The organism is Massilia sp. NBRC 108631 (assembly GCF_059704565.1).
Window position 1 is genome coordinate 1 of the sequence record NZ_BAAKJE010000028.1, and the last position, 11718, is coordinate 11718.

The following is an 11718-nucleotide window of genomic DNA, read 5'->3' on the forward strand; positions in this document are numbered from 1 at the left end:
AGGGTTAATTTTCCCGTGCGGGAAAATTAACCCTGACCCCATTTTGCTTTACGGCAGTGGATGGAAGGACTCGGCCTGGGCCACGGGCCAGTACAGGCCGAACACCGGCGGCAGCTTGGAGAGCAGGGTGGGATCGAGCAGCTGGCCGGGCTCGAGGTAGGGCAGCAGCGCGGACGCGAGCTTGACCTGGTTGGGCGAGATGCGCCGCACGATGTGGTGCGGCTTCAGTTGCGACGGATGGGTCAGGCCGGCGGCGGCGATCAGCTCGGCCAGCGCTTTCAGCGTGTTCTGGTGGAAGTGCGCCACGCGCTGGGTCTTGTCCGGCACCACCAGCGCGCGCTGGCGCAGCTTGTCTTGCGTGGCCACGCCGGTCGGGCAGTGGTCGGTGTGGCAGCTCTGGCTCTGGATGCAGCCCAGCGCGAACATGAAGCCGCGCGCGGAGTTGCACCAGTCGGCGCCCAGCGCCAAGGTGCGCGCGATGTCGAAGGCGGTGATGATCTTGCCCGAGGCGCCGATCTTGATGCGCTCGCGCAGCCCGGCCCCTACCAGCGTGTTGTGCACCAGCAGCAGCGCCTCCTGCAGCGGCGTGCCGACGTGGTCGGTGAACTCCAGCGGCGCCGCGCCGGTGCCGCCTTCGCTGCCGTCGACCACGATGAAGTCGGGCGTGATGCCGCACGCCAGCATGGCCTTGACGATGCCGAAAAATTCCCACGGGTGGCCGATGGCCAGCTTGAAACCGGTCGGCTTGCCGCCGGACAGCTTGCGCAGCCGGTCGATGAAGGCCAGCATTTCCAGCGGCGTGGAGAAGGCCGAGTGGTTGGCCGGCGAGATGCAGTCCACGCCCGCCATGACGCCGCGCGTGGCGGCGATCTCCGCGCTCACCTTGGGCCCGGGCAGCACGCCGCCGTGGCCGGGCTTGGCGCCCTGCGACAGCTTCAGTTCTATCATCTTCACCTGCGCGGTGCAGGCGTTGGCGGCGAAGTTCTGTTCCGAGAAGCTGCCGTCCGCGTTGCGGCAGCCGAAGTAGCCCGAGCCGATTTCCCATACCAGGTCGCCGCCGTTTTCGCGGTGGTAGGGGCTGATGCTGCCTTCGCCGGTGTCGTGCATGAAGCCGCCGATGCGCGCGCCGCCGTTGAGCGCCAGGATGGCGTTGGCCGACAGCGAGCCGAAGCTCATGGCCGACACGTTGAACACGCTGGCCTTGTAGGGCTGGGCGCGCGGGCAGTCCGGATGGTTGCCGATTTCGATGCGGAAGTCGTGGCCGTTCACCGGCACCGGCTGGATCGAGTGGTTGATCCATTCGTAGCCGGCCTGGTAGACGTCAAGCTGGGTGCCGAAGGGGCGCTTGTCGGTGTCGAGCTTGGCGCGCTGGTAGACGATGCTGCGCTGGTTGCGCGAGAACGGCGCGGCCGACTGGTCGTCCTCCAGCAGGTATTGGCGGATCTCGGGCCGGATCGCCTCGAACATGAAGCGGAAGTGCGCCAGGATGGGGTAGTTGCGCCGCAGCGCGCGCTTGGTCTGCAGCACGTCGGCGATGCCGACGGCGGTCAGCACGGCCGCCGCCGCCGGCACCCACAGCGGCGCGCCCATGGCCAGTGACAGCGGCAGGGCGGCGGCAGCGCCGGCGAATGCGGAATAACGCAGCATGGTCATGGACGCTCCTGGTCGGTACGGTGGGCCGATTGTAGGGCGGAAACAAAAAAAGCGCCACCGGGGTTCGGTGAACCCGGTGGCGCTGCACGCATGGCCTGCCCGCGAAGGGGCGGCCGGGGCGGGATGCTTAGAAGCGGAAGTTGGCGGTCAGGCTGGCCGAGCGCGGGGTGCTCGGGGTGTAGCGGTAGCCGGATTTGTTGATCGCCGCGACATAGGTCTCGTCGGTGATGTTGTTGATGTTCAGCTGCAGGTCCACGTTCTTGTTGATGGCGTACGCAGCCATGGCGTTGGCAACCCAGTAGCCTTCCACGAAGGCCGGGGTGCCGACGGCGCCGTCGGTGCCGCGCAGCATGTCGCCCGAATAGCGCAGGCCGCCGCCGATCTTCAGGCCCATCGGCAGGGTGTACGAGGTCCATGCGGTGAACGAATCCTTGGGCGTGTAGGTCAGCTGGTTCTCGCCGCTGGCGCTGATGGTCTTGCCGGACAGGACTTCGGTCTTCATGTGGGCGTAGCCCGCGCTGACCAGCCAGCCGCGCGCGATCTCGCCGGTGACGCCGATTTCAATGCCTTCGACGCGCTTCTTGCCGGTCTGGTAGTACTTGGTCAGGTCGGTCGCGTCCTGCTCCACTTCGTTCTTCACGGTGGTGCGGTAGATGGCGCCGGTCAGGGCCAGCTTCTGCTTCAGCAGGTCCCACTTGCCGCCGATTTCCTGGGTCACGGTTTCCTGCGGGTCGAACTTCGGATTGGCCGCGCTGTTGGCGCTGGCGGACAGGGCGAAATTGTTGCCGCCCGGCGGCTGCTTGGAGGTGGCCACGGTGGCGTACACGCTGCTGTCCGGGGTCGGCTTGTACAGCGCCGACAGCTTGCCGTTGACCAGCGTGTCCGACGCGGTCAGGTTGGTCGGCACCGGGGTGCCCACCGGGATCGCGGTACCGGTGGCGGTCGACAGGGCCACCGCGTTGTAGGTGGTGCGGTAGTGGTCGGCGCGGATGCCGCCGCTGAACATCCACTGCTCGCCCAGCTTGGCGGTGTCGAACAGGTACAGGCTCTGGGTGTTGGTGCTGCCGTCGGTGAACGCGCCGCTGCGGGTCGGGTTCAGGCCGGTGAGCGCGGCCGACGGGTCGGGCGCGTACAGCGGGGTGTCGGCCAGGGTGCCCAGGCTGGCGGCCAGGTAGCTGTAGCTGACCTGCTTCTCGTTGGTGAACTCCACGCCGGCCACGGCGGTGTGCTTCATGCCGGCCGCGTCGAATTCGGCGGTCAGGTTGGTCTGGTTGGTCAGGATCTCGTTGCGCTGGTCCTTGATGGTGCGGGTGTTGCGCTTCAACATCCATTGCGAGGTCGGCAGCACCACGCCGGCCGGGGTCTCGGTGATCAGGTTGCCCACCGCGCCGGTGGTGGCGTTCAGGCCGGTCACCATGAAGGCGGTCAGCAGGTAGTCCTGCTTGGTCTTGCCGAAGCGCGCGGTGTTCTGCAGCTTCAGGGACGGCGAGAAGTCGTGGTCCACGCGCACGGTGGCCATGTCCGCTTTCACCTTGTCGTAGTCGCTGGTCGAGCCGTAGAAGCCTTCCGGGTCCACCATGGCGGCGCTGTTCAGGTACAGGCGGCGCTTGGCGGCGTCTTTATTGTTCGAGTCCGGGCTGCTGTAGCCGGGCAGGCCGATGGTCGGCACGCCGCCATCGGGGATGTTGTCCTGGTCCACGTGCAGGTAGCTCAGGGTCAGGCGGGTCGGGCTGCCCAGGCCGAAGGAAACGGTCGGCGCGATGGCCCAGCGCTTGTTCTTGATCACGTCGCGGCCCGGCTTGCCGCTGTCCTGCGCCAGCGCGTTGAAGCGGAAAGCGATGCCTTTTTCAGCGCTCAGCACCTGGTTCACGTCGGCGGTGGCGCGCTTTTGCTTGGCGCTGCCCACGGTCACGCGGCCGGAGTAGGCGTCCTGCATCTGGGCCTGCTTGGAGGTCAGGTTGACCGAGCCGGTCGGCGAGCCGCGGCCGCTGTCGGTGCCGGCCGGGCCCTTCAGGATGTCGATCTGTTCCACGTTGAAGGTGTCGCGCGAGATCGAGCCCATGTCGCGCACGCCGTCTACGTAGATGCTGCTGGAGGCGTCGAAGCCGCGCATGAAGATGGCGTCGCCGGTGTTGGTGTTGCCGTTTTCTCCCAGGAAGAAGGCGCCCACGCCCGGGGTGTTGGCCAGCGCTTCGGTCAGGGTCACGGCGCCTTGCTGTTCGATCAGCTCGCGCTTGATGACGGTGATGGTCTGCGGCGTGTTGACCAGCAGTTCCGTGTATTTGCCGGACGCGGCGCGGTCGGCCTTGAATTCGTTCTCTTTGGCGCCTTCGACGCGCACTTCCTGCACCGCGCCGGCCGGGGCGGCGGCACTGCTGCCGGCGGCGGCGGCTTCGGCTGCGTGGGCGCCAGTGGCAGCCATCGGCAGCAGCATGGCGGCCAGGAGCGTGTTCATCGGAGTGAAGGCTGGGGTTGCGTGCTTGCGGCTTTTGATTGCCATGTTGTGTTTTCTCGGTAAAAGTTTGTAAAGATCAACGAGATGATAGCAATTGCAAGCCACTATGTAAACGAGAATTGTTATCATTCCCATTCAGCTAGAGTGATAGTTCCAGCCGAAACATGGCGGGAATGCTAAGCTGGCGGATTGCGGGCGCGCCCCGCGCACTATGAGGAAAGCCGTCATGATCGTGGTCCATCACCTGAACAATTCGCGCTCGCAACGCGTGCTGTGGCTGCTCGAGGAACTGGGGCTGGAATACGACATCGTGCGCTACCAGCGCGACGCCAAGACCATGCTGGCGCCGCCGTCGCTGCGCGCCATCCACCCGCTGGGCAAGTCGCCCGTGATCACCGACGGCGACGCCACGGTGGCCGAATCGGGCGCCATCATCGAATACCTGGTGGAAAAGTACGGCAACGGCAGGCTGGTGCCGCCCGCCGGCAGCGCCGACAAGCGGCGCTGGACCTATTTCCTGCACTATGCGGAAGGCTCGGCCATGGCGCCGCTGCTGATGAAGCTGGTGTTCGACCGGGTCGAGAGCAGTCCGGCGCCGTTCTTCGTCAAACCCATCGCCAAGGCCATCGCGGCCAAGGTCAAGGGCAGCTACATCCTGCCGCAGATCGAGCAGCACCTGGATTACCTGGAAGGCGAACTGGGCAAGACCGAGTGGTTCGCCGGCGCCGAGTTCAGCGCGGCCGACGTGCAGATGAGCTTCCCGCTCGAAGCGGCCGCCGCGCGCGGCGGCCTGGCGCGCAGCCGCCCCAAGCTGATGGCCTTCCTGGAGCGCATCCACGCCCGCCCCGCCTACCAGCGCGCGCTGGAAAAAGGCGGCCCCTACGAGCTGCTGCGCTGAGCCGGTGCGCTGGGGGGGCGGCGGTGGCCAGTGCTAGAATGGCGCCACTGAACCAGAAGCAGATTCTCCATGGGTAGACTCCTCGCCATCGACGGCTTGAACATTGTGCGCCGCGTGTATGAAGCCAGCCCCGAACCCGATTCGGACCTGAAGGCCGACATCGCGCTGCGCCACGCGCTGTCCTCGTTCCGCAACCTGATCACCGACCACCAGCCGACCCACGTGCTGCCGGCTTTCGACTACGGCGGCGCCACCTGGCGCCACCAGCTCTACGCCGGCTACCGCGAGGGCCGCGCGCCCATGCCCGGCGTGCTGCGCGAGGCGCTGCCGGAGTTCTACCAGCGCCTGGCCGGCTTCGGCCTGCGCGTGGTCAGCCTGCCGGAGGTGGAGGCGGACGACGTGATCGGCACCGTGGTGCTGCGCTGGCTGGCCGAGGACAGGGGCGCGGCGGTGGTGGCCACCACCGACAAGGACCTGCATTGCCTGGTTGCCCAGGGCGCGCTGGTGTGGGACCATTTCAAGAGCGAATGGCACGACTATGCCTGGTGCGAGAAGAAGTGGGGCGTGCCGCCCGAGCAGCTGCCGGATCTGCTGGCGCTGATGGGCGACGCCACCGACAGCATTCCCGGCGTGTCCAAGGTGGGCCTGAAGACAGCGGCCAGGCTGTTGCGCACTTACGGCAATCTGGACGCCATCATGGCCGGCGCCGGCATCCTCAAGGACACGCTGGGCGAAACGTTACGAAAAGAGCGCGAGATGCTGTATCTTTCTCGTCAGCTGGTGCAGTTGAAGACCGACGTGCGGGTCGGCGTGAGCTGGAACATGCTGGCCTGGGAATCCGCGTAAAAGATAAAACAAGTGGGGTGAGAGATGTTAAAAGCGGTGATAGTCGACACCAGCGCGGTGGCGCGCGGCTTGCTGAACACGGTGCTGCTCGACGGCGGCTACGACGTGGTGGGCCAGGGCCACACCGGCGCCAGCGCCATCGCCCTGATGGTGAAGCACCAGCCGCAGCTGGTGTGCATTGCGCGCGACGTGTTCGACGCCGACGAGGCCTCCGTGGCCGAGCTGCGCAAGGGCTGGCCGAAGTCGCTGATCTTCATGGTGTCGAGCGAGTTCGACGCGGCCACGGTGCAGAAGGCGCACGCCATGGGCGTGAACGGCTTCATCGTCAAGCCCTTCAACGCCGGCACGGTGCTCAACACCATCCGCAACACCGTGATCGCGATGGTCAAGCGCCAGCAGAAAGCGCTGGCGGAGCAGAACGGCGGCGAAGCGCCGGGCGGGTAGGGGGGAGCGCAGCGTGGCCCGCCGAGCTCAGAACGTCGAGCCAGCGATAATCCCGCCGCCCAGGCACACATCGCCGTCATACAGCACGGCCGACTGCCCCGGCGTCACCGCCCACTGGGCGTCCGGGAAGCCCAGCGAGAAGTTGAGCGCCCCGTCGGCCTGCACGTCGCACGGCACGTCGGCCTGGCGGTAGCGCGTCTTGGCCGAGATGCGGCCGGCTTCAGGCGCTTCGCCGGCGATCCAGCTGGCCTGGTCCGCCGTCAGCGCGGACGACAGCAGCCACGGATGGTCGTGGCCTTGCACCACCCACAGCGTATTGTTTTCAATGTCCTTGCGCGCCACGTACCAGGCGTCGCTGGAACCGTCGGGGTTCTGGTAAGTCTTCACGCCGCCGATGCCGATGCCCTTGCGCTGGCCCAGCGTGTAGAACGACAGGCCCACATGCTCGCCCACCACCTTGCCGTCCGGCGTCTTCATCGGGCCCGGCTTGTGCTGCAGGTAGCGGCCCAGGAATTCGCGGAACGGGCGCTCGCCGATGAAGCAGATGCCGGTCGAATCCTTCTTGGCCGCGTTCGGCAGCTGCAGCTGCTCGGCGATCTTGCGCACTTCGGTTTTCGGGATTTCACCCAGCGGGAACAGCGTCTTCGACAGCTGCGCCTGGTTCAGGCGGTGCAGGAAGTAGCTCTGGTCCTTGGTGTGGTCGAAGGCCTTGAGCAGCTCGAAGCGGCCGTGCCCGGCATTCTGGCGCACGCGCGCGTAGTGGCCGGTGGCGATCAGGTCCGCGCCCAGGTGCATGGCGTGGTCGAGGAAGGCCTTGAACTTGATTTCGGCGTTGCACAGCACGTCCGGGTTCGGCGTGCGGCCGGCCTGGTATTCGCGCAGGAACTCGGCGAACACCCGGTCCTTGTACTCGGCGGCGAAGTTGACCGCCTCGATGTCCACGCCCACCACGTCGGCCACGCTGGCCGCGTCGATCCAGTCCTGGCGCGTGGAGCAGTATTCGGAGTCGTCGTCATCTTCCCAGTTCTTCATGAACAGGCCGATCACCTCGTAACCCTGTTCCTTGAGCATCCACGCCGCGACCGAGGAATCGACCCCGCCCGACATGCCGATAACGACTTTTTTCTTACTCATTCTTGATTTCCGTCAAACTTCTTTTAACTTGCTTCAAATTTGCTTAAACCTCGTCAAACACGGAGACATGTGTGTGCAACAGGTCCAGGGGCGCCCGTTTGCCCGCCAGGTACTCGTCGACGCAGGTGAGCAGCAAAGGACTGCGGTGGCGCTCGGCGCAGGCCGCGATTTCATCGCGCGTGAGCCACATGGTGCGCAGGATGCCTTCGTCCAGCGGGCGCCCTTCGTGCAGGGCGCCTGCCACGCCGCAAAAGGCGAAGCGCAGATACTGCACCGCCTCGCCGGTGCGTGCCGAACGGTAGCGCGACATATACATGCCCACCAGGCCGGTGGGCGTGAAATCGTAGGCGGTTTCTTCCAGCACTTCGCGCACCACGGCCTGCTCCAGCGACTCGAGCGGATCCAGGTGGCCGGCCGGCTGGTTCAGGCGTATTCCGTCGCTGGTTTCCTCCTCGATCAATAGGAATTTGCCATCGCGTTCGATGACAGCGGCAACGGTTACAGAGGGTCTCCAGGTACGCGGCATGTGTCTCTTCCTTGAAAGAGCCGCCATTTTAGCTTGTTCCGGGGTGTTGCGTTCCGATGTCGCCTAAATAGAGGGAAACTTCGATTAAAACCGGTTTTTGGGACTTGTTTTGCACGTGGTGGAATATGGTTTCCACGGTATGAAACCGGGGGTGTCTTATGCGCGACAGGCTATGGTTGTTGCTCGGCCAAAAAGGTTATCTTTCTAGAAAACCGTGCTATGTTCTCTGGAAGAGCAAGATTTGCAACATTATTTGGCAATATATTTCGCAATATTATTAGCAACTTCTGGAGGCAACATGAGGATAGGCATACCGGCGGAAACGAGGCCTGGGGAAACCCGGGTCGCGGCCACGCCAGAGACAGTAAAGAAGCTCGCTGCCAAGCACCAAATCATCGTCCAGGCGGGGGCCGGCATCACGGCCTCGGTGACCGATGAGGCGTATGCGGCGGCTGGCGCCACCATCGGCACGGCGGCGGACGCGTATGGCGCCGAGGTGGTGCTGAAAGTACGCGCCCCGAGCGCCGAGGAGCGCGTGCTGATGAAGCCGGGCACGGTGTTGATCGGCATGCTCAACCCTTTCGATGCGGAAAACATCACCGCCATGGCCGCTGCCGGGCTGCAAGCCTTCGCGCTGGAAGCGGTGCCGCGCATCACGCGCGCGCAGTCGATGGACGTGCTGTCCTCGCAGGCCAACATCGCCGGCTACAAGGCGGTGCTGGTGGGCGCCAACACCTACCAGCGCTTCATGCCCATGCTGATGACCGCCGCCGGCACGGTGAAGGCGGCCCGCGTGCTGATCATGGGCGTCGGCGTGGCCGGCCTGCAGGCGATCGCGACCGCCAAGCGCCTCGGCGCGGTGATTGAAGCGTCGGACGTGCGCCCGCCGGTGAAGGAGCAGGTGGAATCGCTGGGCGCCAAGTTCATCGACGTGCCCTTCCTCACCGACGAAGAGAAAGAGATTGCGCAAGGTTCGGGCGGCTATGCCCGTTCCATGCCGGCCGACTGGATGAAGCGCCAGGCGGCACTGGTGCACGAGCGCGCCAAGCTGGCCGACATCGTGATCACCACCGCGCTGATCCCGGGCCGCGCCGCGCCGGTGCTCATTTCCGAGGAAACCGTGAAGGCCATGAAGCCGGGCTCCGTCATCGTCGACCTGGCCGTCAGCCAGGGCGGCAACTGCCCGCTGTCGGAACTGAACAAGACCGTCATCAAGCACGGCGTGCACATCGTCGGCGAGCCGGACCTGGCCTGCCACGTGGCGGCGGACGCCTCCGCCCTGTACGCGCGCAACGTGCTGGACTTCCTCAAACTGATCATCGACAAGGAAGACAAACTGGTGATCGACCGCGAAGACGAGATCCTGAAGGCCACCCTGGTGTGCGCCGACAATCTGGTCCTGCGCAAATAAGGAGAACAAAATGGAAGTTAGCCACACCATCATCAATCTCATTATCTTCGTGCTGGCGATCTACGTCGGCTACCACGTGGTCTGGGGCGTTACGCCCGCGCTGCATACACCGCTGATGGCGGTGACCAATGCGGTATCGGCCATCATCATCGTCGGCGCCATGCTGGCGGCCGGTCTGACCGAAGGCCTGACCGGCCAGGTTGCCGGCACCGTGGCGGTGGCGCTGGCCGCCGTCAACGTGTTCGGCGGTTTCCTGGTCACCCAGCGCATGCTGGAAATGTTCAAGAAGAAGGAACCCAAGGCCAAGCCTGTGGCTGCCGCGATCGAGGGAGGCAAAGCATGAGCTTCATCAGCATGAACCTCGTCACGATGATGTACCTGATCGCCTCGGTGTGTTTCATCCAGGCGCTCAAGGGCTTGTCGTCGCCGGCCAACGCGCGCCGCGGCAATGCCTTCGGCATGACCGGCATGGCCATCGCGGCCGTCACCACGCTGGCGCTGATCCTCAAACTGCGCGCCGACGCGGCCAGCGCGGGCATCGGCTCGGGCAATGGCCTGGGCCTCGGCCTGGTGGCGCTGGGCGTGGTGGTGGGCGGCAGCATCGGCGCCTATCTGGCCAAGACCGTCGAGATGACCAAGATGCCGGAACTGGTGGCCGCCATGCACTCGCTGATCGGCCTGGCCGCAGTGTGCATCGCGGTGGCAGCCGTGTCCGAGCCGCACGCCTTCAACATCGCCAAGGTGGGCGAGGCACTGCCGCTGGGTAACCGGCTGGAACTGTTCATCGGCACCTTTGTCGGCGCCATCACCTTCTCGGGATCGGTGATCGCTTTCGGCAAGCTGGCGGGCAAGTACAAGTTCCGCCTGTTCCAGGGCGCGCCGGTGGTGTTCGCCGGCCAGCACATGCTGAACCTGGCGCTGGCGGTGGTGATGGTCGGCCTCGGCCTGGCCTTCGTGTTCGCCGGCGGCGTGGAACCGGCATGGACCCCGTTCATCATCATGACCGCCATCGCCTTCGTGCTGGGCGTGCTGATCATCATCCCGATCGGCGGCGCGGACATGCCGGTGGTGGTGTCGATGCTGAACTCCTACTCCGGCTGGGCGGCGGCCGGCATCGGCTTCTCGCTGAACAACTCCATGCTGATCATCGCCGGTTCGCTGGTGGGTTCCTCGGGTGCGATCCTGTCCTACATCATGTGCAAGGCCATGAACCGCTCCTTCTTCAACGTGATCCTGGGCGGCTTCGGCGGCGACGCAGCGGCGGCCACCTCGGGCGGCGGTTCGCAGCCTGCGCGCCCGGTCAAATCGGGTTCGGCGGACGACGCGGCCTTCATCATGTCGAATGCGGAAACCGTCATCATCGTGCCAGGCTACGGCCTGGCGGTGGCGCGCGCGCAGCACTCGCTCAAAGAGCTGGTCGAGAAGCTGACCCACAAGGGGGTGACCGTGAAGTATGCGATCCATCCGGTGGCGGGCCGCATGCCCGGCCACATGAACGTGCTGCTGGCGGAAGCCGAAGTGCCGTACGACCAGGTGTTCGAGATGGAAGACATCAATGGCGAATTCGGCCAGACCGACGTGGTGCTGGTGCTGGGCGCGAACGACGTGGTGAACCCCGCCGCGAAAGATCCGAAATCGCCGATCGCGGGCATGCCGATCCTGGAGGCTTACAAAGCGAAGAGCATCATCGTCAACAAGCGCTCCATGGCCTCCGGCTATGCGGGCCTGGATAACGACCTGTTCTACCAGGCCAACACCATGATGGTGTTCGGCGACGCCAAGAAAGTAATTGAAGACATGGTCAAAGCGGTCGAATAAGGCGGCTGCGCGCCAGACCAAAGCCCGCCTTCCGGCGGGCTTTTTTTTTAGTCGAAATCGGACGCGGGGCTGGGCCTGGCGCGCCGGCGGGCGAATTCGGCGGTGTCGGCGGCGTAGCGCTGGCGCGACGATTCGGTCTGCCAGCTCGATTGCGCGCGCACCAGTGCGGCCGCGCCTTCGCGCGTGCCGAGCAGGCGGTCGATGCGGATGATGGCGGCGCGGCCCCACGGCGTGCGAGGGCAGGCGAAACCGGCGGTGACGGGGGCGCCGCTGCCGGCCACCGGCACCGTGGCCAGCGTGGCCAGCTCCGGCGCGCGCGCGCGCTCGTAGGCGAAAGCGAAGTCATAGTCCAGCGTGTAGTCGGTGCGGCCGGCGGCGATCATCTTGAAGATGTTCTTGCCGTAGTTGCCGGCCGCCGTGGTGTGCAGCCCGGATGGCGCGGGCCGCTGCGCGATGGCCTGGTCGGCGAACTCGCCATAGCTGCGCTTGTCCACCACCAGGCCGCGCAGCGCGCCCTGCGCCAGCAGGGCGGT

General features: G+C 65.6%; 10 protein-coding genes and 1 pseudogene. 6 read left to right on the top strand and 5 right to left on the bottom strand.

The window, feature by feature from the left end; genetic code table 11:
• Positions 1-48: 48 nt before the first annotated feature.
• Both AC6H42_RS02990 and AC6H42_RS02995 read right to left on the bottom strand, forming a co-directional pair.
• Entirely contained in the window at positions 49-1653 is a 1605-nt protein-coding gene (locus tag AC6H42_RS02990) for an FMN-binding glutamate synthase family protein (protein WP_057152746.1), read from the bottom strand.
• Between the two features lie 127 nt (positions 1654-1780).
• A complete protein-coding gene (locus AC6H42_RS02995) occupies positions 1781-4153 on the bottom strand; it encodes a catecholate siderophore receptor Fiu (RefSeq protein ID WP_057152747.1) in 2373 nt (790 codons plus the stop codon).
• Between the two features lie 181 nt (positions 4154-4334).
• Between AC6H42_RS02995 and AC6H42_RS03000 the strand changes: the two genes are divergently transcribed.
• From AC6H42_RS03000 to AC6H42_RS03010, 3 genes are all read left to right on the top strand, one after another.
• Positions 4335-5006, top strand: coding sequence for a glutathione S-transferase (locus tag AC6H42_RS03000; RefSeq protein ID WP_497547380.1), 672 nt, complete (start codon positions 4335-4337; stop codon positions 5004-5006).
• A 69-nt stretch (positions 5007-5075) separates the two neighbouring features.
• Positions 5076-5852, top strand: a complete 777-nt coding sequence (locus AC6H42_RS03005) for a 5'-3' exonuclease (protein ID WP_057152749.1) — start codon at positions 5076-5078, stop codon at positions 5850-5852.
• A 24-nt stretch (positions 5853-5876) separates the two neighbouring features.
• Positions 5877-6296: an ANTAR domain-containing response regulator gene (locus AC6H42_RS03010; RefSeq protein ID WP_057152750.1), complete on the top strand. Its 420-nt coding sequence runs from the start codon at positions 5877-5879 to the stop codon at positions 6294-6296.
• Positions 6297-6323: 27 nt separating this feature from the next.
• Here AC6H42_RS03010 and mnmA read toward each other — a convergent pair whose 3' ends face one another.
• A complete protein-coding gene (gene mnmA / locus AC6H42_RS03015; protein ID WP_497547381.1) occupies positions 6324-7430 on the bottom strand; it encodes a tRNA 2-thiouridine(34) synthase MnmA in 1107 nt (368 codons plus the stop codon).
• 43 nt (positions 7431-7473) lie between these two features.
• The gene (locus tag AC6H42_RS03020) at positions 7474-7956 is read right to left on the bottom strand and encodes an NUDIX hydrolase (protein ID WP_057152752.1); all 483 of its coding nucleotides are present in this window, start codon (positions 7954-7956) and stop codon (positions 7474-7476) included.
• A 298-nt stretch (positions 7957-8254) separates the two neighbouring features.
• Between AC6H42_RS03020 and AC6H42_RS03025 the strand changes: the two genes are divergently transcribed.
• The 3 genes from AC6H42_RS03025 to AC6H42_RS03035 are packed head-to-tail and all read left to right on the top strand — an operon-like array spanning position 8255 to position 11185.
• Positions 8255-9367: a Re/Si-specific NAD(P)(+) transhydrogenase subunit alpha gene (locus AC6H42_RS03025; protein ID WP_057152753.1), complete on the top strand. Its 1113-nt coding sequence runs from the start codon at positions 8255-8257 to the stop codon at positions 9365-9367.
• A 10-nt stretch (positions 9368-9377) separates the two neighbouring features.
• On the top strand, positions 9378-9710 hold the full coding sequence (locus tag AC6H42_RS03030) for an NAD(P) transhydrogenase subunit alpha part 2 (RefSeq protein WP_057152754.1): 333 nt from the start codon (positions 9378-9380) through the stop codon (positions 9708-9710).
• Positions 9707-11185 (top strand): NAD(P)(+) transhydrogenase (Re/Si-specific) subunit beta, encoded by a 1479-nt coding sequence (locus tag AC6H42_RS03035; RefSeq protein ID WP_057152755.1) that lies wholly within the window; start codon positions 9707-9709, stop codon positions 11183-11185. The genes AC6H42_RS03030 and AC6H42_RS03035 overlap by 4 nt, the downstream gene beginning before the upstream one ends.
• A 47-nt stretch (positions 11186-11232) precedes the next feature.
• Here the strand turns inward: AC6H42_RS03035 and AC6H42_RS03040 are convergent.
• A pseudogene (locus AC6H42_RS03040) lies at positions 11233-11718 on the bottom strand (TIGR02285 family protein); the annotation flags it as partial.

What these genes read in the sequence shown, in the direction of transcription:
- AC6H42_RS03005 (WP_057152749.1), top strand. Translation starts at nt 5,076, where the DNA reads ATGGGTAGACTCCTCGCCATCGACGGCTTGAACATTGTGCGCCGCGTG.
- AC6H42_RS03030 (WP_057152754.1), top strand. Translation starts at nt 9,378, where the DNA reads ATGGAAGTTAGCCACACCATCATCAATCTCATTATCTTCGTGCTGGCG.
- AC6H42_RS03020 (WP_057152752.1), bottom strand. Translation starts at nt 7,956, where the DNA reads ATGCCGCGTACCTGGAGACCCTCTGTAACCGTTGCCGCTGTCATCGAA.
- AC6H42_RS02995 (WP_057152747.1), bottom strand. Translation starts at nt 4,153, where the DNA reads ATGGCAATCAAAAGCCGCAAGCACGCAACCCCAGCCTTCACTCCGATG.
- AC6H42_RS02990 (WP_057152746.1), bottom strand. Translation starts at nt 1,653, where the DNA reads ATGACCATGCTGCGTTATTCCGCATTCGCCGGCGCTGCCGCCGCCCTG.
- mnmA (WP_497547381.1), bottom strand. Translation starts at nt 7,430, where the DNA reads ATGAGTAAGAAAAAAGTCGTTATCGGCATGTCGGGCGGGGTCGATTCC.
- AC6H42_RS03035 (WP_057152755.1), top strand. Translation starts at nt 9,707, where the DNA reads ATGAGCTTCATCAGCATGAACCTCGTCACGATGATGTACCTGATCGCC.
- AC6H42_RS03010 (WP_057152750.1), top strand. Translation starts at nt 5,877, where the DNA reads ATGTTAAAAGCGGTGATAGTCGACACCAGCGCGGTGGCGCGCGGCTTG.
- AC6H42_RS03025 (WP_057152753.1), top strand. Translation starts at nt 8,255, where the DNA reads ATGAGGATAGGCATACCGGCGGAAACGAGGCCTGGGGAAACCCGGGTC.
- AC6H42_RS03000 (WP_497547380.1), top strand. Translation starts at nt 4,335, where the DNA reads ATGATCGTGGTCCATCACCTGAACAATTCGCGCTCGCAACGCGTGCTG.